Source organism: Dyella sp. LX-66, assembly GCF_018599165.1.
In the GTDB taxonomy this organism is placed as follows: Bacteria; Pseudomonadota; Gammaproteobacteria; order Xanthomonadales; family Rhodanobacteraceae; genus Dyella_D; species Dyella_D marensis.
On sequence record NZ_JAHFVJ010000005.1, the window covers coordinates 215,231 to 238,874 of the forward strand.

The window sequence follows — 23,644 nt, forward strand, 5'->3', positions numbered from 1 at the left end:
TCATCCATCGACGTTCAAGGCGAGAGGAAGATATGGGAAGGACTTCGACTTACCCAGAAAAGCATCGGCTGATTCACCGGGCGCCGTGCCTGCATCGAATGCGCTGGCCGTATCGCATAGCGGTGAGGATCGCCCTTGGAATAGCGCTGCCGGCGGCCTCCCATGCACAGTCATCGGAGGATGAATTCTTCTATGTCATCGACAAGCTCGCGTACGACACGCTGGACGAGGCCTGCCATGCCGGTTACGACGCGATGAGCGAATCGCTCAGAAAGCATTACCAGGCGATGCCTGGCCTTGAAGTGATCGTTCGCCCCTACAAAGCCCCGGAACTGTGGAGCGGATCGGGCGAACCCCCAACCTATTACGACTGCCGCACGTACTACGACGTCGTCCACACCGACTTTACCGCCAATTATTACGAAAGCGCTTTCATCCAGCAGAAACGCAGAAGCTGCCCCGCCGGCCAGCAACTCGACTTCATGTCCGACACCTGCAAGCAGCCGGCGGATCACCAGCTGCGCAAGGAACTGGGCGATCCAGGCCTGCCCCTGCTGGGCGGCCCTTCGCTCTGCGTAGGCAACCCGATCAGCGCAGCCACCGGCAACAAGTACCAGGAGGAAGAGGACTACCGCGATGCCGATGGCGAACTGCAGCTGGTCCGCCACTACAACGGGCTGAGCGGGTTGTGGCAGGTGAACTATGGCAAGGCGCTCTACATCGACCCCTATGGCCGCGGCTTGACGCTCTTCCACGGCGATGGACGCCAATCGCAGTTCGCGCTCAATCACGGAGCCGCCACGGCCGAGGCAACGGAACAGGGCAGCCTGAAAAAGGTGGGCGACCACTGGGTCTATGCCGCGCCAAACCTTGAGCAATACAGCTTCGATGCGCAAGGCGCCCTGACGGCCTGGCGATTGGCGGACGGCCGGGTGCAGACACTCGCTTACCGCCCCATGGGCCCCGGCGCACTGACGATCGTCGTCACCGACTCTTCCGGCCACAGCCTGCAGCTGCTGGTGGCCAATGGCCTGCTTGCCCGCGCGAAGACAGGCAAGCTCACGGTGACGTACGGATACGACAGGGCTGCCCGCTTGACCAAGGTGACGCGTGCGTGGCCCGGCCATGCGCGTTCGCGAAGCTATCTGTACGAAGACACGGCCCATCCCGGAGCCCTCACCGGCATCGTCGACGAACGAGGCGTGCGCTATGCCACGTGGCGGTACGACGCGTCCGGCCGCGCCATTTCAAGCGAGCATGCCGGCGGCGCGGACAAAACCACGCTGAGCTTCAACGATGACGGCTCGACCACCGTCACCAACGCCCTCGGCAACGCGGTCACCTATCGCTACCGGATCATCCAGGGCCTCAAGCGCGTCACGGCCATCGAGGGCGAGCCCGCGCCGGGCTGCCCCGCCAGCAACACCACCTACACCTATACCGGGCGTGGACAGCTGGCCACCAGGACGGACGCCCTGGGCACCATCACGGCCTACAACTACGACGCGATGGGCCGCGAGATCCGCCGGGTGGAAGCCAGGGGCACTGCGCTGGAACGCACGACCGCCACGACCTGGGATGCCACCCGTCCCCTCCCATTGACGGTGACCACCGCCGACCGTGTCATCACCTACACCTACGACGACCAAGGCCGGCCGCTGAGCACCAGCGTGCGCGCCACCGAGGAGTGACCACCGTGAACAAGCGATTCCGATGGGGCATCGCCGGCCTCGGCCTGCTTATGGCCGTGGCCCAGGCCGCGGCACCCGAGCGCACCACGAGCAGGATCTACGACGCTCAGGGGCGGCTCGCCAGCGTGGATGGCCCGCGCACCGATGTCGACGACGTCACCCGATTCACCTATGACGCGCAAGGCCGTCTCGCCACGGTGACCGATCCGCTCGGCCATGCGACGAGTTACGGCGCGTATGACATGTACGGCCATCCGGGACGGATGACGGATCCGAACGGCGTGGTGTCGGGCATGACGTACACGCCCGAAGGCTGGCCCCTCACGGTCACGCTCGACAGCACCGGCACCCCTGCGACGACGACGCTGACCTACGACGCGATCGGCAATATCACTCAGTCCAAGGATGCCGATGGCGTCAGCATCCATTACGCCTATGACGATGCGGGGCGCGTCACCGACATCACGGATGCGGCGGGGAACCGCATTCACTACACGCTGGACGCTGCCGGGAATCGCCTGAAGGAAGAGATCTTCGACAGCGCCCATACGCTGAAGCGGACCGTCTCGCGCACGTACAACGCCCTCAGCCAGCTGATGAGCGTGGCCGATGCTTTCCAGCGGACCATCCTCAGCTACGACCGCACGGACGGCTACGACGCGGCAGGCCATCCGATCCATCGTTCCGATGCGGCAGGCGTGCAGCAGAAGCGGACGTACGATGCCCTGCACCGGCTGGTCAGCACCATCGACGACTACAACGGCGCCAGCGCGGCGACGAAGAATACGCAAAGCGTTTATTCCTACGATGCCGGTGGCCGTCTGGAGGGTGTGGGCGATCCCGATGGACTGAATACGCTTTATAACTACAACGGATTCGATGACCTCAAGTCGGTGCAGAGTCCGGATACCGGCAAGACCAGCTATGTCTACGACGCCGCGGGCAATGTCATACGGCGTACCGATGCCAGAGATATCACGAGCACCAGCACGTATGACGCGCTGAATCGGCGGACGGCGCTGAGCTACGGCGACAGCTCGCTCCATGTCGCGTACTTCTACGACGAACCCGATACCGCTACGGGTTGCGCAGCTTCCTATCCCCTGGGCAGGCTCACCCGGATCGTGGAGCGCGCGGTCACCACGACGTATTGCTACGACGCGCGCGGAAACGTGGTGCGGAAGCGCCAGACACAAGGCACACAGACCGACACGGTAAGCCACACGTACTCTCTCGCCGGCCGCCTGACCGGCACCGTGACACCCGGCGGAACGTCGGTTGAATACGCCCGGGATACCACGGGCCGCATCAGCGGCGTGAGGGTGCGTCCGTCCGGTGCCGGCGTCGCAAACGCCGCCACTCGCATCACTTACCTGCCCTTCGGCCCCATCACCGGCTACACGCTGGGCAACGGGCAGGCAGTGACGCGCAGCTACGATGCAAACTACGCCTTGACGGACGTGGTGAGCCCCGCGCTGAATCTGCACTTCGCGCGCGACGCCATGGGCAACATCATCGCCCTCGGCAACCGCGAGGGTGCCGATCCAGCGACCGAGACCTATCGCTACGACGCGCTGTATCGACTGGCCAGCGTCCACGGTCCTTCCGGAACTGCCATCGAGGCCTACACGTACAGCAGGACCGGCGACCGTCTCAGCAAAACCGGCTCTGGCCTGGCCACGGGCACCTACGGCTACAAGACCGGCACGCATTGGCTCACCAGCATGGGCAGCAGCGCGTTGAGCTATGACGCCAACGGCAACGTCACCGGCTACGTCGCGGGTGGAGAAATCTTCGGCTTTGGATACAACGGGCGGAACCGGCTGATCGCCGTGCAGCGCAATGGCCAGACCGTGGCCAGCTACGCCTATAACGCCGCCGGCCAGCGCATCGCCAAGACCACGTCAATCCCGCAGGCAACCAGCCTGCGCTTTGTCTACGACGAAGGTGGCCGGCTCCTGGGCGAGTACGGCACGGCGAACAGGGATTACATCTGGCTGGGCGATATGCCGGTTGCGGTGGTGGACATCGTGGGTATGGCGAGCACGGTGAATTATGTCCATGCCGACGGGCTCAATACACCGCGCGCGGTCACCGACACCTCAGGCTCAGTCCTTTGGCGGTGGGACCTGCGGGGCAATCCGTTCGGAGAGAAAGCAGCAACCTCCTCCCATGGATACGTCTTCAACCTGCGCTTTCCAGGGCAGTATGCCGATACGGAATCCGGCCTTCTCCACAATGGCTTCCGGGACTATTGCGCGGCCTGCGGGCGATACATCCAGAGCGATCCGATAGGGCTCGATGGTGGGCTGAGTACGTATGGATACGTAAGCGGGAATCCGCTGATCGCAATCGATCCGCTTGGGACCGAGCAGAGAAGCCCCGATGTGCTTCTGGCGCTTGTCCCGGGACAAGGTGCCTGGGACGCCGCGGTCAATGCATGGGAGGCGGGTCGCTATGGCCCGGCCGCCGCATATGCCGGCGCCATGGTGAGTGAGCAGTTACTGTATGTTGCTTCGTTCGGGCAGTCGCAGGCGTGGCGTACCGGGGCTGCCTGTGCCACAAAAGTCGCAGCTAATGCCGCGAAGGAAGAAGCCTACGCAGCAATTGGCTCCACGGGAAAGGTGGGCGAGGCTGCTTTGAGAGTTCTTGGAGGAACACCACAGAAGTTCTTCCCTACTTCGTTAGGCGCCCGCTACGTGGATCGATTTGCGAACAACATCGCATATGAGTCAAAAGTAGGTTATCTGACCATGTCACCACCCATCCGCCTACAAATTGCAAAAGATGCCGAGTTGCTACAAAGCGGACGCGTAAACTCGGTGCAGTGGCACTTCTTTACCAGCCCTGTCACCGGCCGGTCAGGTGCATCACCTTCCGTATTGAGCATGTTGGACCAAGCCGGTATCGGCGTCGTTTATCACTGAGAAGCAACATGACATACCAAATAATCCATCCACCTTTCAGCCTCCAATTCTGGGACATGCCCAAAGAGGAGTTGAAGGAATACTTCGCCTGGTTCAAGGCCGCGATCCCGGAGCGCATCGAGAAACTCACTGAATTCATCAGGCAGGATCCCGCGTACGTAAACTGGAACCCAGACAATAGTACGTCATCGCTCGATGCACTTGGCGAGTGGCTGATTGGACACCTGTCGTTGAGAAAGCGCACCGAGGCCGAGATGGAAGCCATGCGTAGCGACAGCCCGTACTCGATCGATATGCCGAACTACGATCTGACGGATGCAAGCTATTCCCTGGCGTTTGATGCAGGGGTGTATTTCGCACAAATGCTCATGGCCCATCACCCATCGCTTTCCTGGACGCAGGAATTCAAGAGCCGGAAGAGCATGGACTATGGGCAACCACTTCTCGTTCCATTCGGAGCGGTCCCGCTCAACCCGATCGGCGTCTCTGTCAGCATCGCGCACGGACTCGCTGATAGGAGTCGGCCTGCAAGCCGTCTCCGCGAAGTCTATGAAGAATGGTCGCGCCGAGCTCAATGAGAGTCAGTAAAGAAAAAGATGATTCGCCACCATTAACGCCTTATCGACCAAAGATGACAAAGACACCCTCCAGAGAACTGGTGCGACTATTGAGAGAGAGAAAGGTCTTCAATAAGCAGACCTTGAGCGGCGAAAGCTTTCGGGGCGAACGATGGCCCGACTTTATCGCCATCAGCTCCACCTTCAATTTCTGCAACTTCTCCAACACGCAGTTCGAACAGGCTTGCTTTGGCGGCGGGATGAATCAGTCTCGCTATGTAAATTGTTGCTTCGACGATGCAGAGATCGACGCCAATGCCCCTGGGAATGCACGGTTTGAACGATGTACGTTTCTCAATACGAAGATCCGGGAGTTCAGGGGCGTCAATGTGGAGTTTATCGACTGCATCTTTTCCGGGGTCATCAAGAATGGCTTCTTCAATGGAACCCCGCATCGCGATACCGCCACCCCTCCACTATCGCGCACACAGAATGAGTTTCATGGCAACGACTTCTCTAACGCAGAGCTAATAAACATCGGATTTCGCTCCGGGATCGACCTCAGCTTGCAACGACTACCCAAAGGAGACGATTACATCTATGTGGAGGATGGAAGAAGATTTGTACAAAACCTTCCATCCACAGGGCTCGCTGAAAAGCATGGCGATCCATTCAGCGTGATCGAACACGTCCTGGAGATGGAATTAGCTGAGGAACAGCGACAGATATTCCTGAGCATCAAAGGATTCCCAGCCAGGGATCGCCCCATGCTCATGGACTTGAAGCGCATCGCCGAAGGCAAGTTGCTTGCATGAATCACGCTCGTCCCTTTTGACTGGCGGACGCACCACCGTCTGCATGGGACATGCTGCAGCAAGCCGATATCGGCACCGCCCGCCATTGAGAGGCAACGTGACCTATCAAATAGTCCAACCACCTTTCAACCTCCGCTTCCGGAACATGTCCATCGAGGATTTGAAAGAGTATTTCGCCTGGTTTCAATCTGTCCTTCAATGCCGAATTGATGAGCTGGCGGCCTACGTTCAGAAGGATGCTGCATCAAAGAACTGGGAGCCGGACGGCAGCCCGGATTCTTTGGATCCGCTTGGCGGATGGCTTGAGAAGTACGTCTCGACCAGGGAACGTACGCAAGAAGAGAAGGATGAGATCGAAGCGCGATTGGGCGATCTCATAACCATCCCCAGCCATGACCTGACGAACGAGAGCTACTCGCTTGGATTCGATGTTGGAATCTACTTCGGCCTCACCTTGCTCAAGAATCATCCGACGCTTCAGTGGCACCAGAACCTGAGAAACAAGAAGTTCGCTGACTACGGCCAACCAATTATTGTCGGCTTTGACTTAGCTCAACTTAATCCAGTGCGAACTGGCCTCAATTTCGCTTATGGCCTTGCCAGAAAGAAAACTTCAAGCGGGCGGATTCACGAAGTCTACGAGGCTTGGTCAACTCAGGTGCAGTGACTGATCACCTCAATGCCCAAACGTCGGTCAGCTCGATGGAATTCGTCCAGTATGTTCTCGAGCCCAAAGGGCAAAGAAATCCTCACTCGCAACCGCTCCATGGCACCCGCCTAGAACTGAATTCTGGTCTCTCCGCGTTTCACGCCCAACATCGTTGGCGTACCGATATTGCCGAAGCGTACCCGTATGCCGGTACCTGGCACGGGATTGAGCTGCCGGTCGACCAGGCCACCCACCGGATTCTGGGTGGTCGGTCCGGGGTAGCCGCCCACTTCGATGTTCGGGAAGGTCGGCGCTACATTGCGCATCTGATGGGCAAGCCCGCCAGCGAACGTATTGCCGGGCGGGCCGATCAAGCCTTGCACGGTCTGGTGCTGCTGCAATGCGTTAGTCGCCGCCACTCCGCCAATGGCCACGGTCGTACCGCTATAACAGGAGTTGGCGCGCAGCTTCGCCTGCTGCGGCAATTGCATGCCCTTTAAAGTCACCGCTGTCTGCTGCGCCGATACCGCGTTGTGCGCATCGTCGGAAATATTTTGGCTGCCGGGAGCGCCATGCCCCTGCACATAAACTTTGGGCCGCCTGCCGGGCACGTTGCCGAATCCGACAAACGCACGGCCGGGCTGCGACATCTTGTTGAGCTTGTTGATCGCACGCAGCTGCCTCAAGCGTGGATCCTGTCCCGCGCCACCCCATGGATTGTTCCTGATCTGCAGCCGCAGCGCTCGCCGTTCCTGCACGGTGATCTTCTTGAAATCGATGCGCTGCCGGTGGTTCTTGAACACCGGATCGACGCGGCGCTTGCCGTGACCCCACCGATGCACGGTCATGCCCTTGGCGTTGCGGAACATATTGCGCATATCGTCGTGCGGCGAAACGATGTACGTCCTCTTTCCCACGGCATCTCTCCTGTGCAGCCGGCCCGTCGCCTGCGCGATCGGGGCCGGCCGTAGAACCCGGGAATCAATCCTTGTACCGCTTCACCATATCCTTCACCGGCGTCGGCGCCGGATACCCGCCGAACACGCTGTGCCACAGCCGCTTGCCCCACCAGCGGTTGTCGAACAGCGCATCGCTTTGGGCGAGCGTGTCCTTGTCATGGCCGGGCTTCAGCTTGGAGTACTCGGTGCGTGCCGGCAGGTTGTGCTCCGCGCGCAGCATGTTCTCCGACGGGTTGAATGCGCCACGCGGCGTTCTGGCCAGGCCGATGGTCTCGAATTCCTCCTGCAGCTGGTTGCTGTGCCCGACTACGCTTTTCAGATGCTGCCCAAACCGCGCGTTCTCCGCGGCATCGACCTGCGAACCCAGCGAGGCCGGGTCGGTGAACAAGGCGTGGTTCGCCTGATTGATCTCCGGCACGCCCACTCCCTTGCCATGCGCCAACCGGTGCGCATGCACCATCTCATGCCCCAGGCCGATAAAACGGTTGGCTTTCGCCTCGTTCGGGTTGATCCGCACCTCGCTGCCCCAGCCCTTGCCTTCCTTGCCGTCGAAGCGGTAGCCCTGCCCCACGCTCTGCGCGAGCCCTTGCCCAGGCGCGATATGCGGGGCATTCATGTTCGAGGTCTCGCCGGCCTTGGTCGAACTGATATGCACGCCCGCATGCTCGCCCGCATGCTGCCGGTTCTGCGTGATGCGTGTGTCGAGCTCCTTCATCATCTGATGCCCGCCCGGCTTGCTCATCAGCGTGTGCATCGACCGCCGGGCATCGGCGGCAAGGTCGGTGAACGCGGCCGCGCTCTCGCCGGCGCTGCGCTTGACGTGCACATTGGCCAGCTCGCCATGCACCTGCACCTTCTCCACCCGCTTGAGCTTCTGCTTCTGCGCCTGCAGCAGCTCCGGCGTGAATCCGGCCGCCGAAGTGCGCGCCACACGCGCCACCACCGGCGCCCAGCGCTTAGGGATGTCGGCGCGCTTGCCCTCGGCATTCGCCTTGGAAAGCTTGGACGTAATGTCCTTGACGAAGCGCTGTTCGCGCGGAGCCACTTTCGGCGCTACGCCGGCGCTGTTGGCCGCCGCGAACTTCTCGACCACCCGTGTTCTCAGACTGTCCTTGGGCATGGGGAATTCCTTGAATAATGGCCTTCGCTACGCTAACGCCGGACTCAGGTGCGGTTGAACGTGAGCTTGTGGAAAGTACGGTTGCCGGTGACCAGATGCTTCACGCTCACCATGTACTGCCGCCCGGTGGGCTGCCCCGCCGGGTTGAAGGTCTCCCGCACCACGATGCCGCCGCGCACCCGCGTGGGGTTCGTATTGCCGCCGCTGGCCGCATGCAGCAGCCGTCCGATGCGGTTCTCGATCACCTTGTGCGCGCGCAGATTGATCGAGCGCCGCTCGTTGGAAAGATTGTTCTGGATGCTCGGTCCGCCGAACTTGTCGGCGATCAGATGCGATTTGTTGCGCGGCACCGGCAGGTGCCCGGGGTTGAGCACGTTGATCGCCGCCAGCGCCGCCCGCGCCGCATTGGCGCGGCGCAGGCGCAGCTTGCTCGAGGCATAGGCGCGCTGGATGCCAAGGCCGGCGCCGTGCAGTACCTGCCGATGGCCGAAGCGCGTGCCGGGCGCGCGCGCCGCATTGGCCTCGGCCTTGAACGCGCGGTAGCTGGCACGGTCGGAGACGGAATAATTGACGCGCCCGAGGGTCTGGTTGCCCTCCTTCACCGGCGCCCAGGTCCAGTTGCGGTTCTTCGGCATGTCGGTCTCCTCGCGGTCAATGGCCGCGGCTGTTCGGCGGCGGTGCCACCGGCAACATCCGCGCATCGCTGAGCGCGCGCTGGCGGCGTCCGGTGGTGTTGGTCTTGGTCGCCATCTGGTGCAGCGACTTGTTGGTGAGATCGCGCGTATCCGATGCCACGGACGTATTGATCGCCGGCTTGAACCAGGCGTTGTGCACGTCGTGGCGAAACGCCTCCATCGCATTGATCGGATGGTTGCCGTGCGCCGACAGGTAGCTGCGGATCACCGGCGGCACCAGTCCCTTCAGATGGTTGTCGCCATGCATCGCCGAGCCGACCTCCCACTTCTTGCGCTCGCGCTCTTCTTGCACGTGGTCGACCAGGCTGTCGAACGTTGCCGCCTGGCGCAGGTCGTTGGGACCGGTCAGCGCGGCATAGCGCGGCGTCGGCAAAGCCATCACGTGCGGCTTGGCCAGGGCCAGCTGGGTCGATGGCTCGGACATGTATTTGATGGTGGCCAGCGTGCCCATCAGCGCCGTTTCGAGGAAGCGGTTGGGCGAGGCCATGTGCTGCACGGTACGGTCCACGGCGTTCTCGCGCAGACCGTCGCGTCCATTGCCAGGCGTGCCGTTGCCGTGCCCCACGGTGATCTGGCCGGTGGTACCGCCCACCGCCTGCGCCTTGATCGACGGGGTATGCCCGGCCAGCGGCTGCCACGTCGGCGGCGCCGGCCCGCCTGCGGGCGGCGGATTGAACCAGACCAGGTCGGCCGTGCGCGAGCGCGCGCTGAATACTTGCCGTGCGTGCCTCTTGCGGATGCCGACCCAGTTCGCCCGGGTGTTGAGAATGCGCGTGGCGATGTTCTCGTCCAGGCCGCTGCCGACGAAGGTCGCTACCGCGCCCGGCCGGTTGGTCAATACCGGCTTCGCCGTCACGCGCACATTGCCCGCGTAATTCCCGGCTCCCGCGGCAGCGTGCTTGGCCCAGTGCGTCCACGGGCCGCGCCGGTTCTTCAGTTCGGTACGGATGGCGGGATTGAGGCCGCGGGTGGACAGCTTGCCGATCCGCTGCTGCTGGATCGGCGGACTGCCGCTCCAGTAGTAGCGCGCTGCATTGCGCACCCTGGTAAAGGCATGGCGCAGCGTCAGTTTGTCTTCGGCGGGATGGGATGGCATGGATGCCTCGGCAATGCGCGCCCGCACGGGGTGCGCGGTTTCAGATCGGCTTGAATTCCAGCTTGTGATAACTGCGCGTATTGGTCGTGTGGTCCTTCACGCTGACCATGTACGTGCGCCCCGTCGGTTTCCCGCCAGGCGAATAGGTTTCCCTCACGATCATGCCGCCGCGTGTCCGGTTGGCATTGGTGTCGCCCGGCGCGGTGACGTCCTTGATCAGGCGGGCGATGCGGTTCTCGATGCGCTTGTGGGCGCTGAGGTTGATCCGGCTTTTCTCGTTCACCAGGTTCCGCGCGTTGCTCGGTCCGCCGAAGCGGTCCGAAGCCAGGTGCGCCTTGTGCACATTGGCCGGCACGTAGCCGGGATTGACCACGCCGATACCCGCCAGGTTGTCGCGCGGCGCTCCGGTCGGACGCGTGCGCAGCTTCGCCGACACATAGACTTTCTTGACGCCGCCGCCCACGCCCGGATACGTGCGCTGCCGCTGCCCGAAGCGGTTCTGGCGCGCGATGCTCGCCTTTTCCTTCATCGAGCGGTAGCGCGGCTGGTCGATCTGCGCGTAGTGGATGCGGCCGATCGTCGTGCCGTTTTCCTTGATGTCTCGCCGTGTCCAGGCAGGCATGTCGTGTGTCCCCTATTGATCGCCGTCAGGCGTCCGCTTCCCCGCCGAGCAGCTCGAAGATCTCGATCCGCCCGCCCCCTTTCTGGAACACCTCCCGATACAGCTCCGCCGCATTCAAGCCGCCCCACGCCACCGCGCGGCGGATCAGATACGGCACGGGGCTGTGCGGTTCTACTTGCATCAGGTATTCGCCGATCTGCGCCAGCACCTGGTAGGCGCGTTCGCGCTCGCCGAACAGGTCGCCGGCCGCGTGCGGCTCGCCGTCCTCGTCCTGCTCATCCGCTTCCTCGTCGAACGGCAGCGCCGCCATCGGCGGCAAGGCCGCCGGGCCGCGCCGTGTCAGTTCGCCGCGCAGCAGCGCTTCGATGCGTGCGAGAAACTCGTCGAGCCGTCCCAGCGGCGGCGTCTCCGACCCCAGCCGTTCGCGCAGGGCGTGCTCGAAGGCGGCGATGGCGGCACGGCCTTCGCCGATCTCGGCGTGGCGTCCGCGCAGGTCGCCGGCGTCCATGCGCGCCAGCAGGCCTTGCAGGTCTTCCAGCGTGGCCGCGTCCTGCGCTTCCTCCGGCAGGTTGCCGTGCACGGCGCGCATGCGCTCGTGGTAATGCGCCAGCTCCCATTGCGACCAGCTGGCGACGTGTTCCTCGTCTTCCACCAGCGGCAGCAGGGCGATGGTGTTGAGCAGCTTCTCGTTGATCCAGCGCACGATATTGCAGCGCGCATCGTAGCCGTCGCCGTCCTCGCGCGGATGCAGGCCGTCCCACCAGGTTTCGCACAGGCCGCGCAGCAGCGCGAAGCACGGCAGCAGCGCGGCATAGCCGCCTTCGTGCAGTTCCGCCTCCAGCATCCAGGCGGCCAGCTGCAGGTCCTTGCCCACCGTGTCGAGCATGCCGGCCGCCAGCTGCGACACTTTCGGCCAGTTGGCGCGGCGCGGCTCGATCGCCCAGGCGCCCATCGGCAGGCTGGCGTCGTCGCTCTGGCGCAGCTGCTGGATCATGCGAAAACCCATGCTGCCGCGCGCGGAAGCGCCGGCCGGCTGCGGGCCATCCAGCGGAGCGAGCAGCCGGGCCAGCGACACGCCCACGCGCCGCTCGAAATAGCCGCCGTCGTCGCAGCCTTCGGCCACCGCTTCCGGCGTGGCCTCCAGGTTTCTGGCTTGCGCGTACTGGCTCATCGCATTGCTCCGTCGGTCACCACAGCACGGGCGCGTCGCGCGGGAACGCGGGCGCCTCCAGCGGCACCGGCGCCTTGGTCGTGGCGTCGGTGCCGGAAAGTTTCAGGGTCAGGTACAGGTCGGCCTTGCCCGTGGACTTGGCATCTTTCGGCGCGCTGCCGTCGAGCACCGGCACCTGGAAATGCAGCATGCGCTGGCCCGGATCGAGCGCGCCGTTCTCCGGCGGCGCGGCGTGCGCATCCAGCCAGCGCAGCAGCGCCCAGGAGCCGCCGGTGTCGAACACCGCGTGATAGCCGCTGGCCTGCAGCTCCGGCTGCGCGGCGTCGGGCACCGGCAGATAGCGCGAGCGGTCGGCCCATTGCAGATCCAGCGACAGCGGCGTGCCCACGCTCCAGGCGAAGCTGTCGTCCGCGCCCGGCCATGCGGCACCTTGTGCACCGCCCGCGCGCAAGGTCCAGCCGATCAGCTGGTTGCTGATCGGCGAGCGGTCCGGCAAGGCGCGGAAGCCCACCTTCACCTGGATCGGCAGGCTCTGCGGCTGCGCCGAGAGATTGCCGGCGAAGAACGCTTCCACCGCATCGAGCTGGCCGATAAACGCCTTCATCCTGGCGGCGCGCGGGCCGGTGGCATGTTCCAGCCAGGCCTTGAGCTCCGGCTTTTCCTTGCCGTAGTAGACGAAGAACGCCTTCACCACCGCCGGCGACACTTCGCGCGAATCCACCGGGCCGAACGGATAGCGCCCCGCCAGCTGGCTGTTGAACAGCATGCCGATGCGCGCGTAATGCAGGTCCGAGCTGGCCTGCCCGCGGCCCGAGCACGCCGCCCTGGCCAGCTTTTCCATATCGCTGCGGCGCGAGGAGAACAGGTCGTTGCCCACCGCGGCCGGCACGTACGCGGCCAGGGTCGCCTCGCAGTTGGCATAGCTCAGGCTGGCCAGCTGCTTGAGGAAGAAATCGTTGAGGTGCGCCACCTGCCCCGCGGGGTCGGCGAACTGCACCGCGCGGTTCAATTCGCTGATGGTGCCGCCCCAGTAGGCGTCGACCTGGGTATTGATGCGCTGGCTGTTGTTGACGCCGCGCGTCTGCTTCAACAGCGTCACGAACGGCGCCGCGTAGCGCGACAGCACTTCCGCGCGCTGCAGCTGGCGATCCAGGTAACCCTGCAGCACCGGCACGCTGCCCAGGTCGAACAGCGGCGTGCTGTCGTCGCCGCCGCTGGGTGCCGGCGGGTCGTACAGATGGCTGGCCGAGGCCAGCTCCGACACATCCAGCAGCATGCTCGACGCGTAATTTTGCGCGCACTGCCCCACCTCGTCGGCCAGGCTGCCGAAGCCGAGCTGGCGCATGCGCTGCTGGGCCTGCAGCAGCGGCTCGACCGAGGCGGCGAGGCTGGAGCTTTCCTCTGCCAGCTCGTGATCGAGCTGCGAGGTGGCATCCAGTCCCGTATCGATCGCCTGCACCTGCCCGCGCTGGTTGCGCGCCAGGCTGTCCTGCAAGGCCAGCTGCAGCTGGGTGCGCGCGAGGCGCTCGTACAGCGGCTGCCCCGTGCTGCTGCCGGTCTGGTCGATCTTCTCGTGGCTGGCGAATTCCTGGTATTCGCGCAGCTGGGTCAGCAGTTCGTCGAAAGTGCTCGGCCGCCAGCCGCCGGCGGCGCCGTTGCAGCTGTACTGCTGCGGCGACTTCACCTGCATGAAGGCGGTGCCGGCCAGGGTGCGCAGGCCGCCGACTTCGCGGCCCAGGCCAGGGCTGATGCCTTCCAGCTGGTGATTGCTGGGATTGACCACGAACAGCGCGCCATACGGCGCCAGGGTGGCGCTGCGCAGGCTGTCCACGGCGGGCTGGTAGCAGCTGTCCAGATCGAAGAAGCCCAGCGTGTTGCGCAGCTCGGGGTCGTAATGGTGGTTCTTGATCAGGTGCTCGATGCCCGGCGCGATCTCCGCGCCCATGCGCGTGCAGGGGTTGTCCTGCGGCGTACTGAGCAGCCAGCTCTTGTGCACCCAGGCCAGCCAGCTGTTGAAGCCGCGCAGCGTATCGAGCAGCGGCGGCTTGCCTTCCTGCAGGGTGGACAGCAGCGGCACGCCGTCCGCCGCGCGGTGCAGCAGGTCGTGCTCGGCCTGCGCGGCCATGCGCTCGAACTGCTTGCCCAGCCGCTCGCGCAGTTCCGGCGAAATGGCCGGCGCGTCCGCATAAGTGGCCACCGACAGCGCGTCGGCCAGCGGGCTGTCGCGCTTGATGGTGTCCGCCGGCAGCGGGCTGCCGTAGACGTAGTCGGCCAGCGCGCCGAAATCCAGCAGCTGGGCGTTGCGGTCGGCCATGCCCGGCTGGGCGATGCGGTCGAAGCGCATCAGGCCGCCTTCCAGCGCGGAGAGCTGGTCGAGCTGGCGCTTGAGCTGGGCCAGGTAGTCGGCATACACCGCATCCGGCGCCACCGTGTTCTCCGACACCTTGAGCGTGGCCGCCGACATATCGTCGATGCGCTGCTGCAGCTTGCACGCCATCGAGGGCAGCACCACTTGTTGCAGCGCGTTCTTGGACACCACCTCGGTGATGCCGCGATGGATGCGTCCGTCCACCCACGACAGCGGAATGGCGGCGTAGCGCGTGTCCTCGCTCAAGGTGGTGATCTGCGCGATCAGCTTGTACACGCGCTCCTGGTCCAGGCAGCCGTGCTGGGCCAGCGAGCGGCTGTTGAGCTGGATATTCAGCAGCGTGTCGCGCAGCCCCTGCGCATGGTGGTTCACCCGCGCCGCGCTCCACGGCAAGGCCACCGCCAGCAACACCGCCAGGCCCACCAGCGCCAGCTGCAGGCGGCGGATCAGCCGGTTGCGCGCCAGCAGCCCCTTCTGCGTGCGCTGCGCCAGGCGCTGCTCGCCCAGCACCTTGTCGCGGATCAGGCTTTCGGTGAAGGCGACATCCGCGCGCGGCCCGGCCACCTCCGGCCCCTTGCCCGCTTCCACCACGCCGCAGAAGTACAGGCCGCGGCAGAACGAGCGCGTCTCGTACACATTGGTCTTGAACAGCGTGGACAGGAAATCCAGCGCCGGCGCCTGCAGGCTGCGCATGTGCTGCGGAAACAGGAAAAAACCGTCGACGTCGTCGATATGGTCGTGGCTGGTGGCCGCTTCCAGCACCAGGCTGCGCATGGCCTCGATCACTTTGTCGAAGGCCTTGGGCACCCAGTCGGCCGGCAGGCCGTTGTCGTCGAGCGTGGAGCTGGACCAACCCACGATCTGGCGCTGCAGCCGCGCATCCTGCGTGCGCCAGAAACCGTCGAAGCCGGGAATGCTGTCGCAGTGGCTGAACACCACGTACACCGGCAGCGCGTAGGCGAACGCATCCTGCAGCTCGTGGATGCGCGCATAGGCATAGCGGCCCATCGCCGCGCGCTGCTCCGCCGTGGCCTGGCACAGGCGCTCGGCCGAAATCACCCACACGATGCCGTCCAGCGCGCGGTCCGGGCGCAGGCTGTCGATATCGGCCAGCATCTCGCTCCAGCGCGCACCGGGTGTGTCGGTAGCGGAGCCGTCGATGCCGGCCGCGGGTTTCAGCGGTTCGCCCAGCACACTGTCCGGGTCGATCAGGATGCCGCGCTCCAGGAACAGCCACTGGCTGTTGGGCACGGCCTGGCTGAGATACGCCTCTTGCCTGGCTTCGCGCTGGTGCGTGGCGCGCTGCATGTCCTTCGGCAGCGAGGCGGCGAGGCTGCTCTTGCCGTCGCCGGGGAAGCCCATCAGCAATACCCACGAGCTCTTGTAGCGCCAGTCGCGGCGCGCCCACAGATAGCGCAGCGCGCGTTCGATCACCGCATAGCGCCGGCGCATGCCGTCGCGGAAGCGCACCCACCAGCTTTGCCCATCGCGGTTCTGCGCGGGGCGCGCGGCAATAGTCTTGGAGCGCGCGCGCCACATCAGCCAGGCGATCAGCAGGAAGGCCAGCGCGGCCAATACCGCCAGCACCAGGAACAACGGATCGAAGCCGCCACTGGACGCGGCGGCGGTGCTGGCAGCGGCAGCGGGTGCGGGGTTCGGGCTCATGTCGCTCCGCTGTTGATCGCGTCCAGCAGCGACCAGGTGAGCAACAGCCAGACCAGGGACGACAGCACCAGGTAGATCGCCGCGCCATAGGCCGCGGCGCGCAGCCACGGCGCCAGCGCGATGCGCGTGTTGTCGCGGTCGGAGACCACCGTGTAGTCATAGGCCTGCGGAAACGCGCGCGCCTCCACGCTGCCGAGCTTGCGGCCGCTGGCCAGCGGATACAGCCGGGCGCGGTACTGGCGCAGTTTCTTCAAGCCTTCGGCACCGCGGTACATGCCCTGGAAGCCCAGCTGCATCGCCAGCAGCAGTACGGCGGCAAGATCCGCATCCAGCGTGCTGCGCTCGCCCGCGCCCATCAGGTCGTCGACCAGATCGAAGAAGCGCCGGCCGGCCACGCGCGAGCGTTCCACCGTGTATTCGAGCAGGTGCTCGGGCCAGTGCTCGGCGCCGGCCCAGTGCAGTTCGAGAATGAAGATCTCGTCGGCCAGCGCCACCATCGCGTAGCGCGCGCGGCGGTAGGCTTCCAGCTCCGCGCTGGTGGCCGCGGCCTGCACGTCGCGCGACTGGCGGTCCAGCACGGCCAGCAGCCGGTGCGCGATGCGCTCCACGCTCTGGTGCGCCTCCATCTCCCCGTGCGGGTTGCCCGGCTGCAGCAGCCGCGTCAGCTCGCCCTTCTGGATGGCGAGCTTGACCTGCGCGACTTCCTCGTAGAACGCCGCGAAGCGCCCCAGCAGGAAGTTGGAGGAGGCAACCGTTCCGTTCATGGCCGCGCGGTCGCTCCCTCGCGCGGCAGGTACAGGGTGATCGCGGCGGGCACGTGCTCGTCCGGCTCGCCGAGGATGACGAAGGTGTGGCCTTCGCTGATCAGCGGCCGCGCCGCGCCGTCCTCGCCTTCGATGGTGGCGTTATTGACTTCGTAGACGAAGGCGCCGGGACGCAGGTTGATCGCGGCCACCTGCTGCGGCGTGGCCTCCTTCACCGTGGCGCCGGGATAGCGGCGGCGCACCAGCAGGTAGATCAGCTCCTCGTTGGCCATGCGCGCGCTGCCCAGCCACTGGCTCATGGTGGCGGCGTTCTGGCCGGCGCGCGGCGCCAGCTCGATCAGCAGCTTGCCGGTGTCGATGCCGCGCGGCAGCTGCAGGCGGAAGCCGGAATTGCCCACGCGCTGGAATTCCAGCACACGGAAGTTGGCATTGAGCCGGTTGAGCTGGTCGCGCACGTAGGCAATCGCGCGGGTGAAGCCCGGCACGCAGTCCTCATGCTCGTAGGCGCCCAGCACCGGCGGCGGCGGCGCGCCCGGCGTGGCGGCGACGAAGCCCACCAGCTGCGACAGGCCCAGATAAAGATCGGCCGGATGCGTATTCGGCGACTGCAGCATCACGTCGAAAGTCGGCATCGCCATCACCAGATGGCGCGCGGCCTGCACCTGCGCACTGCTCTCGCTGTCCAGGCGCGGCTGGCCGCGGTCGTCCAGGCGCACGCCGAGCAGTTCGCGGTATTTCTTCCACAGCAGTTCCGACAGCGAGGCCAGCGAGCGCTGCAGGCTGCCGTCGCCCTGGAACGCCGAGGCGCCGATGCTGAGCATGGGCGGATGGAACGGCGCCAGGTGCACGCCGCGCGAATCGCCGTACAGCTCCAGCAAGGGCACCGAGCAATAGCTCTTGGCCACGTTGTCGCCCGCGGCCAGGCTGAGCTTGGGCCGCATGCGGTCGACCACGATCTCGTCCTTGCCGGTGTTCTCGTCCGCCTCCAGGTTGCCGCGCTCGATGGTGTAGCGCTGCATGTCGCCGATATCGCTGGCCGCGCCCTTGCCGCGCACCGGCACGCGCAGATGCACGCGCACCTGCTTCTGCTGGTTCCAGTCGGTGCCGCTCAAATCCAGCGACAAGCCCGCCGGCGCGAAATGGCCGGGATAGTCGATCACCAGTCCGTCGGTCATCACGCAGCGCAGGCGCTGGAACACCACCCGGCCCTTGCTCAGCTCCGTGGGATCCAGCGCCATGTCCAGCACGCCCCAGGCATGCGGTTGCAGCATCACCAGGCGGCGGTGCAGCAGGTTGTTCCAGTAGATGTCGTTCTGCTGGAAGTGATGCGGCGACAGCAGCATGCCCTCCGACCAGGAGACCGATTCGGGCAGGCTGTCCAGCGTGTCGACGGTGGCGTTCATGGCGCTTCCCCTGCTGTCGCGTTCATGGCTGTTCGGTCACGGCGAGCTGGGTGGCCTGCAGCCACACCACCGCCCGCCTGAACTTGGTGAGATCGGCGCGCGCCTGCCCGTCCGCCGACAGATAGTTGGCAAAGGCATACACGGCCACCGCCTTGCCCGCGCGCTTGGGCAAAGGCACCGGATCGATCACCTGCGCGGGCGGGATCTCCAGATGCACCGCATCGACCGACGTGCCCAGCCCGTTGATCAGCGCAGTCTTCTGCGCGAACCACTCCGGCCCGGTCTTGGGCAGCATGGCTTCGTTCTTCAGGTCGTACAGGAACACCAGGTCCAGCTGCACCGCCGAATTGAGATTGGCGCCCGGCGGCGCGGCCACGCGCACGCTGGACAGCGTGGTGGTCGGCGTGCGGCCGAGCAGCTTGTTGACCGAGCTGCAGCCGGCCAGCGCGGCCAGCAGCAGCAACAGCAATAGAAGTCGCGCGCGCATCAGCTCAGCACCAGCACGGTGACCTGCGCGGGCGTCAGCGACACCCCCACCATGTTCGGCAGCAGGCCGTTCTGGCCCACCAGCCCCAGCATGTGCGTGCACGGAATGCCGCCCATGAACACCTTGAAGCTGCCCAGGATCGAGCGGAACGGCCCCATGAACAGATGCGAGACCACGCCGCCCTCCGCGCCCGGCTGGTCGCCGTTGCTGAGCGCGCCCACGGTGACCAGGTTTTCCGCCAGGCCGCCGCCGACGATCACCTCGAACTGCGCGGGGATGTCCGCGAACGACAAGGCGATATTCGGAAACGGCATCGGCGTGGGCACGCCCAGAATCGGCACGAAGCACACGTCCGGGAAGGCCAGGTTGAGCACGCCGAGATTGGTGTTGACGAACATGTGCTTATCCCAGGCTGATGCGCTCGGCATCGATCTTGGCGTCCTGCCGCGCGGTGATCATGGCCTGCTCGCCATGCAGCCGCAGGAACTGCCGCGCGTCGAGCAGGAACTGTTCGACCTGGCCGACATAGGTGCGCGCGGTCTGCACCAGCGACTCCGCGGCGCTGGCGAACAGCTGCCGCCCGCTGAGCGCGAGCGCGCCCTGCACCGCCGTCACCTCCACGCCCTCGCCGGCGCGCAGCGCGATGTTGCGCGTGGCGGCGATATCCACCTCGGCCTGCCGGATCGACACGGCGTCGGCGCCCGGCACCGCCAGCGTGGCGCGGCCGCCTTCGGCGCGCGCCAGCACGTGCAGCACGAAGCACTCGCCGTCGGCGGTGGCGACCAGCAGCACGCGGTCGCCCGCCTGCGGCGTGACCAGGCAGGACACCGCCTGGCGCGCGCAGCGGCCGTCGTCCAGGCGCCAGCCGTCGCGGCCGGCGGCATCGCGGATGGTGGCTTCGAACCAGGCGGGCGCGGCCGCTTGAACGGGTTTGGCTTGGCGGGCGGCGAACATCAGGCGGTCTCCAGGGCAAGGGCGCGGGCCTCGGCGGCGAGGCGGGGGGACGAGGTGCCGCGCAGGCGCTTGGTCTGCGCCGCGTGCAGGTCGGCTTGAAGAAAACGGGTGTTGTGGAAGCTGGCGTGGTCCAGCCGCGCGTGGCGGAAACCGACGCGCCCGCCGCTGGCATGGTCGAAGCGCGCATAGCTCAGCGTGGCGTGGCCGAAGTCGACCTCGGTCAGCCGCGCGTGATCCCACACGCTGCCGGTGCCGCGCGCTTCCACCAGCGACACCTGCCGCAGCTCGGCGGACTGGAACAGCGCGCCTTCGCAGGACAGGCCGGCCGCATCCACGTCATTCCAGCTGGAATCGAGCAGCAATGCATTGTCGAGTTTCGCTTCGCGCAGGCTGGCCTTGGCGAAGACAGCCTTGCGCAGATTGGCCTCGCGCAGATCGGCGCCGTCCAGCTGCGCGCCGGTGAAGTCGGCGCTTTCCAGCAGGCAGCGCTGCAGCACCAGGCCGCGCAGGTCCATGCCGCCGAAAAGCCCGCCTTGCAGCACGGCCGATTGCGCGACCAGGCCGGTGACGTCGATCACGCGGAAGTCCGCGCCGGGAATGACCGCCTGCGCCAGCGTCGCATGCGCAAGCACCAGGCCAGCGACGTCGCATTGGGTGGCGACGGTGCGATGCAGGAGCGCATGCGCGAAGCTGGCCAGGCGCAGATCCGTCTGGGTGAAGGCCGACAGCGCCACTGCCGCCTTCGTCCACGCCGACGCCGACAAGTCGACCAGCGCAAACGAACACTGCTGCAGGTTCGCTCCGCCCCAGCGCGAAGCGCCCAGCTTGCAGCGCGTGAAGCTGCAGCTTTCGAAGGTCGCGCCGCTGAAGTCGGCATCGCGCAGATCGCAGTCGATGAAATTCACATGCTGCAAGCGCGCGCCATGCAGATCGGCGCCGTGCCAGCTCACCTGGTTGAACAGCAGCGATTCGATCGCGCGCCCGCTGCCATCGAGCACGCCCAGGTCGACGCCGTTCACCGGACGCCCCAGGCGCTGCAGGTGGGCGATATCGTCCCAGGAGATGGCCGCCTCGCTCATGGCAGCCTCCGCCCCGGCTCCAGCCGCACGCCTTCCAGCCGCGCGTGGTCGAAGCGCGCCTCGGCGCATTCGGCCTGCACGAAGTTCGCCTCGCGCAGATCCGCGTCGCGGAAATCCGCGCGGCGGCACATGGCCTGGTAAAAATCCGCCGCTTCCGCGTGGCAGCCGGTCAGCTCGCCGCCCATGAACAGCGAGCGGTAGAACAAGGTGCGTTCCAGCACCGCATGCGGCAGGCGCGCGCCGCTGAAATCGCATTCGCGGAACTGCCCCTCGGCCAGGTTGGCATCGGCCAGGTTGGCGCCGCGCCAGCTGCTGTGGTCGGCGCGCACGCGCTGCAGGTCGGCGCGCGACCAGTCCGCGCCGCCGCCGCCCTGCACGCGGGCCAGGTCGGCGCCGGCCCAGTGGCTGTCGGTAAGGCGGCATTCCATCAGCACGCTGCGCGACAGCGCCGCCTCGCGCCAGTCGCTGCCGGCCAGGCTGGACCCCAGCGCCACTGTGCGCTGCCAGGCCGCATGCGCCCAGCGGCTGCCGTCGGCCTTGGCATGCAGCAGCACGCAGTCGGCCAGGGTGGCGTGTTCCAGATTGGCGCCTTCGAGCACGATGTTCGGCGCGATCCAGCGCTCGAAGCGCGCACCGGCCAGATCCGCGCGGCTCCAGTCGGCATCGCCGGCCTGCGTGCCGGCGAAGCTGGCGCCGCGGAACACGGCATCGTGCGCGCGGGTGCGGGCGAGGTTGGCGCCATCGAAGCAGGCGGCGGCGCAGTTGGCCGCATCCATGGTGGCGCCGGTCAGCGCCACTTCGCTCAAGTCCGCGCCGTCGAGCTGGGCGCCGCGCAGATCGGAAGCCTCCAGCAACGCGCCACGCAGATCCGCACCGGACAGCATGGCGCCGCGCAGGTCCGCGCCGGCCAGATCGCAACCGTGCAGCGAACCGCCTTCGCGCACGCGCAGCAGCAGCCATTGGCCGATCGCGGCCGCCACCGCCGGTTGCAGCGGCAGGCCCGGCACGCTCGGCTGCGGCGAGGCCAGGCGGCCCTTGCGCTGCAGTTCGTGAATCTGTTCCACCGCTACCGCCGGCACGCCGGCCAGCGCGCCGAACTCGCTGAGCGCGCCCATCGCGCCACCCTGCCCGGCCGCGCGCGCCAGCGCTTCCTCGGTGGTGGTCGGCACCGCGGGCGGCAGCTCCGGCAACTGCGCCAGCTGCGCGGCGGCTTCGTCGCGCCGCGCCTGCGCCTGCTCCTTCGCTTCGCGTCCGATGCGTTCGACGGCGTCGAGCATCGGACTGAGATCGAAATCGCCGCGGCGGATGGCGGCTTCGCCAGGTGCCGGCAAATCCACCGCCAGCGGTGCTGGCGCCGGCGGCGGCGCGGGCATGCCGGACGAGGCTTCGAATTCCGCGGCCAGGCCCGCCTCGCGCGCCGCGCGCACGGCGACGCGGCGCTGCTGTTCTTCCTGCACTTCCGTCTGCCGCGCGGCGCGCAGGGCGGCGTCGGGTTCCGGCGTCAGCTGCGCTTCGTTGAAGACATGGCGCGCGGCGGTATCGCGGTTGAGCCGCAGCGCCAGCACCTCGCCGTAGTGCGACAGCGCACGCGGCGCATCGTCGGCATGTTCGTAGGCCACCATCAGCGCTTCCACATCCAGCGCCAGGCTGTCCTCCACGTCGATCTCGCCGCGGTGGATGGTCACGCCCAGCTCCGCATCGGGGAAGAACCACACCGTGTCGAAGAACAGCGCCACCTCGTCCACCGCATCCGCCGGCTGGCCCGCGCGATGGGCAAACGCGCGCGGCCGGAACTCCGGCAGGCAGCCTTCGATCACCGGCAGGCGCGGATGCATGCCTTCCAGGCGATACGCTTCGCCGCCGGCAAAGAAGCCTTCGATGCGCTGGTCCAGCGGCGCCGCGTTGAAGAATTCCGGATGCGTATCGTCGGCCAGCCCCGGATAGGCCTCGCTGCGCCAGCGCTTGCCGTAGCTGCCGATCCACTGCCGCCGCGGCGTCCAGCCCACGTCGAGCTGGCCGAAGCCGGCCGGCGCATAGCGCCGGCGCGGGCCGCGCACGGGCCGCTGCGGCGGTTCCACATTCGGCATGTCGCCGTGGTTGCGGCCGAAGAACGCGGCGAGCGGATTGCGCGCGTAGCCGCGGCCTTCCGGATTCGCCGGATGGCCCGCACCGCCGTAGGCGCGGCTCCAGGTCAGCGGCATCTGCGTAAACGGCAGTGGCTCGGTCACCTGCAGCCAGGGCAGCATGCCGTACATCCACTGGCGGTCGCCGACCACGCGCAGGCGCTTGTCCACGCCACTCAGTTTCGCACCGCCGGATTTCGTGTCGCCCACCACCAGGCGCACCATCTGCTCGGTCACCGCCAGCCCGTTCGCCGCATGCGCGCTGCCGGCCAGCAGCACTTCGCCGCGGGTCTTGGGCATCAGCTCGTCCAGCGGCCGGCCCGGCGGCAGCGCTGACATCACCTTGCGCCACTGCAGGTTGTCGCGCAGCAAGGCATCCGGCCGCCCGCCCAGCGCAAAGAAACCCAGCGTCGCCACCAGCAGGCGGTCGCGCCCCTGCCAGCGGTAGGGGCGGTGCATCAGGCCGAGGGTCATCGGTTTGACGATCTTCATGCGCGCC

The 23,644-nt window shown here is 66.2% G+C and carries 19 protein-coding genes; 5 read left to right on the forward strand and 14 right to left on the reverse strand.

Features of this window, described 5'->3' with window-relative positions:
- The first annotated feature begins 122 nt into the window (after positions 1–122).
- The 5 genes from KK141_RS11810 to KK141_RS11830 all read left to right on the forward strand — a co-directional run bounded on the left by KK141_RS11810 (position 123) and on the right by KK141_RS11830 (position 6,657).
- Positions 123–1,691: a DUF6531 domain-containing protein gene (locus tag KK141_RS11810; RefSeq protein ID WP_214571749.1), complete on the forward strand. Its 1,569-nt coding sequence runs from the start codon at positions 123–125 to the stop codon at positions 1,689–1,691.
- Positions 1,692–1,696: 5 nt separating this feature from the next.
- Complete coding sequence (locus KK141_RS11815) at positions 1,697–4,618, forward strand: RHS repeat domain-containing protein (RefSeq protein ID WP_214571750.1); 2,922 nt, start codon at positions 1,697–1,699, stop codon at positions 4,616–4,618.
- An 8-nt stretch (positions 4,619–4,626) separates the two neighbouring features.
- A complete protein-coding gene (locus tag KK141_RS11820; RefSeq protein ID WP_214571751.1) occupies positions 4,627–5,196 on the forward strand; it encodes a hypothetical protein in 570 nt (189 codons plus the stop codon).
- Between the two features lie 53 nt (positions 5,197–5,249).
- Positions 5,250–5,990: a pentapeptide repeat-containing protein gene (locus KK141_RS11825; protein ID WP_214587344.1), complete on the forward strand. Its 741-nt coding sequence runs from the start codon at positions 5,250–5,252 to the stop codon at positions 5,988–5,990.
- Between the two features lie 145 nt (positions 5,991–6,135).
- On the forward strand, positions 6,136–6,657 hold the full coding sequence (locus tag KK141_RS11830; RefSeq protein ID WP_214571753.1) for a hypothetical protein: 522 nt from the start codon (positions 6,136–6,138) through the stop codon (positions 6,655–6,657).
- 110 nt (positions 6,658–6,767) lie between these two features.
- On the opposite strand, the gene KK141_RS11835 is transcribed toward KK141_RS11830, so the two are convergent.
- From KK141_RS11835 to KK141_RS11900, 14 genes are all read right to left on the reverse strand, one after another.
- Positions 6,768–7,556, reverse strand: a complete 789-nt coding sequence (locus KK141_RS11835) for a hypothetical protein (protein WP_214571754.1) — start codon at positions 7,554–7,556, stop codon at positions 6,768–6,770.
- A 64-nt stretch (positions 7,557–7,620) separates the two neighbouring features.
- Entirely contained in the window at positions 7,621–8,718 is a 1,098-nt protein-coding gene (locus KK141_RS11840; RefSeq protein WP_214571755.1) for a M91 family zinc metallopeptidase, read from the reverse strand.
- Positions 8,719–8,762: 44 nt separating this feature from the next.
- A complete protein-coding gene (locus tag KK141_RS11845) occupies positions 8,763–9,353 on the reverse strand; it encodes a hypothetical protein (RefSeq protein WP_214571756.1) in 591 nt (196 codons plus the stop codon).
- Positions 9,354–9,369: 16 nt separating this feature from the next.
- The gene (locus tag KK141_RS11850) at positions 9,370–10,509 is read right to left on the reverse strand and encodes a hypothetical protein (protein WP_214571757.1); all 1,140 of its coding nucleotides are present in this window, start codon (positions 10,507–10,509) and stop codon (positions 9,370–9,372) included.
- Between the two features lie 40 nt (positions 10,510–10,549).
- The gene (locus tag KK141_RS11855; RefSeq protein ID WP_214571758.1) at positions 10,550–11,131 is read right to left on the reverse strand and encodes a DNA/RNA non-specific endonuclease; all 582 of its coding nucleotides are present in this window, start codon (positions 11,129–11,131) and stop codon (positions 10,550–10,552) included.
- A 25-nt stretch (positions 11,132–11,156) separates the two neighbouring features.
- The gene (tssA, locus tag KK141_RS11860) at positions 11,157–12,302 is read right to left on the reverse strand and encodes a type VI secretion system protein TssA (RefSeq protein ID WP_214571759.1); all 1,146 of its coding nucleotides are present in this window, start codon (positions 12,300–12,302) and stop codon (positions 11,157–11,159) included.
- A 16-nt stretch (positions 12,303–12,318) separates the two neighbouring features.
- Positions 12,319–16,335, reverse strand: coding sequence for a type VI secretion system protein (locus KK141_RS11865; protein ID WP_214571760.1), 4,017 nt, complete (start codon positions 16,333–16,335; stop codon positions 12,319–12,321).
- On the reverse strand, positions 16,332–17,099 hold the full coding sequence (locus tag KK141_RS11870) for a DotU family type IV/VI secretion system protein (RefSeq protein WP_214571761.1): 768 nt from the start codon (positions 17,097–17,099) through the stop codon (positions 16,332–16,334). Before KK141_RS11870 ends, KK141_RS11865 begins: the two co-directional genes overlap by 4 nt.
- On the reverse strand, positions 17,096–18,502 hold the full coding sequence (gene tssK, locus KK141_RS11875; protein WP_214571762.1) for a type VI secretion system baseplate subunit TssK: 1,407 nt from the start codon (positions 18,500–18,502) through the stop codon (positions 17,096–17,098). Before tssK ends, KK141_RS11870 begins: the two co-directional genes overlap by 4 nt.
- Before the next feature lie 22 nt (positions 18,503–18,524).
- Complete coding sequence (locus KK141_RS11880) at positions 18,525–18,989, reverse strand: hypothetical protein (protein ID WP_214571763.1); 465 nt, start codon at positions 18,987–18,989, stop codon at positions 18,525–18,527.
- Positions 18,989–19,387, reverse strand: coding sequence for a DUF4150 domain-containing protein (locus tag KK141_RS11885; RefSeq protein ID WP_214571764.1), 399 nt, complete (start codon positions 19,385–19,387; stop codon positions 18,989–18,991). The genes KK141_RS11880 and KK141_RS11885 overlap by 1 nt, the downstream gene beginning before the upstream one ends.
- 4 nt (positions 19,388–19,391) lie before the next feature.
- Positions 19,392–19,943, reverse strand: a complete 552-nt coding sequence (locus tag KK141_RS11890) for a DUF3540 domain-containing protein (protein ID WP_167257421.1) — start codon at positions 19,941–19,943, stop codon at positions 19,392–19,394.
- The gene (locus KK141_RS11895; protein ID WP_214571765.1) at positions 19,943–21,022 is read right to left on the reverse strand and encodes a pentapeptide repeat-containing protein; all 1,080 of its coding nucleotides are present in this window, start codon (positions 21,020–21,022) and stop codon (positions 19,943–19,945) included. The genes KK141_RS11890 and KK141_RS11895 overlap by 1 nt, the downstream gene beginning before the upstream one ends.
- Positions 21,019–23,637 (reverse strand): DUF2169 domain-containing protein, encoded by a 2,619-nt coding sequence (locus tag KK141_RS11900; protein WP_214571766.1) that lies wholly within the window; start codon positions 23,635–23,637, stop codon positions 21,019–21,021. The genes KK141_RS11895 and KK141_RS11900 overlap by 4 nt, the downstream gene beginning before the upstream one ends.
- Positions 23,638–23,644 lie beyond the last annotated feature (7 nt).

Bases quoted from the DNA above. Each gene is read 5' to 3' on its own strand.
- KK141_RS11850 (WP_214571757.1), bottom strand. From the start codon at position 10,509: ATGCCATCCCATCCCGCCGAAGACAAACTGACGCTGCGCCATGCCTTT.
- KK141_RS11890 (WP_167257421.1), bottom strand. From the start codon at position 19,943: ATGTTCGCCGCCCGCCAAGCCAAACCCGTTCAAGCGGCCGCGCCCGCC.
- tssA (WP_214571759.1), bottom strand. From the start codon at position 12,302: ATGAGCCAGTACGCGCAAGCCAGAAACCTGGAGGCCACGCCGGAAGCG.
- KK141_RS11895 (WP_214571765.1), bottom strand. From the start codon at position 21,022: ATGAGCGAGGCGGCCATCTCCTGGGACGATATCGCCCACCTGCAGCGC.
- KK141_RS11870 (WP_214571761.1), bottom strand. From the start codon at position 17,099: ATGAACGGAACGGTTGCCTCCTCCAACTTCCTGCTGGGGCGCTTCGCG.
- KK141_RS11865 (WP_214571760.1), bottom strand. From the start codon at position 16,335: ATGAGCCCGAACCCCGCACCCGCTGCCGCTGCCAGCACCGCCGCCGCG.
- tssK (WP_214571762.1), bottom strand. From the start codon at position 18,502: ATGAACGCCACCGTCGACACGCTGGACAGCCTGCCCGAATCGGTCTCC.
- KK141_RS11880 (WP_214571763.1), bottom strand. From the start codon at position 18,989: ATGCGCGCGCGACTTCTATTGCTGTTGCTGCTGCTGGCCGCGCTGGCC.
- KK141_RS11830 (WP_214571753.1), top strand. From the start codon at position 6,136: ATGTCCATCGAGGATTTGAAAGAGTATTTCGCCTGGTTTCAATCTGTC.
- KK141_RS11900 (WP_214571766.1), bottom strand. From the start codon at position 23,637: ATGAAGATCGTCAAACCGATGACCCTCGGCCTGATGCACCGCCCCTAC.
- KK141_RS11840 (WP_214571755.1), bottom strand. From the start codon at position 8,718: ATGCCCAAGGACAGTCTGAGAACACGGGTGGTCGAGAAGTTCGCGGCG.
- KK141_RS11855 (WP_214571758.1), bottom strand. From the start codon at position 11,131: ATGCCTGCCTGGACACGGCGAGACATCAAGGAAAACGGCACGACGATC.
- KK141_RS11825 (WP_214587344.1), top strand. From the start codon at position 5,250: ATGACAAAGACACCCTCCAGAGAACTGGTGCGACTATTGAGAGAGAGA.
- KK141_RS11885 (WP_214571764.1), bottom strand. From the start codon at position 19,387: ATGTTCGTCAACACCAATCTCGGCGTGCTCAACCTGGCCTTCCCGGAC.
- KK141_RS11845 (WP_214571756.1), bottom strand. From the start codon at position 9,353: ATGCCGAAGAACCGCAACTGGACCTGGGCGCCGGTGAAGGAGGGCAAC.
- KK141_RS11820 (WP_214571751.1), top strand. From the start codon at position 4,627: ATGACATACCAAATAATCCATCCACCTTTCAGCCTCCAATTCTGGGAC.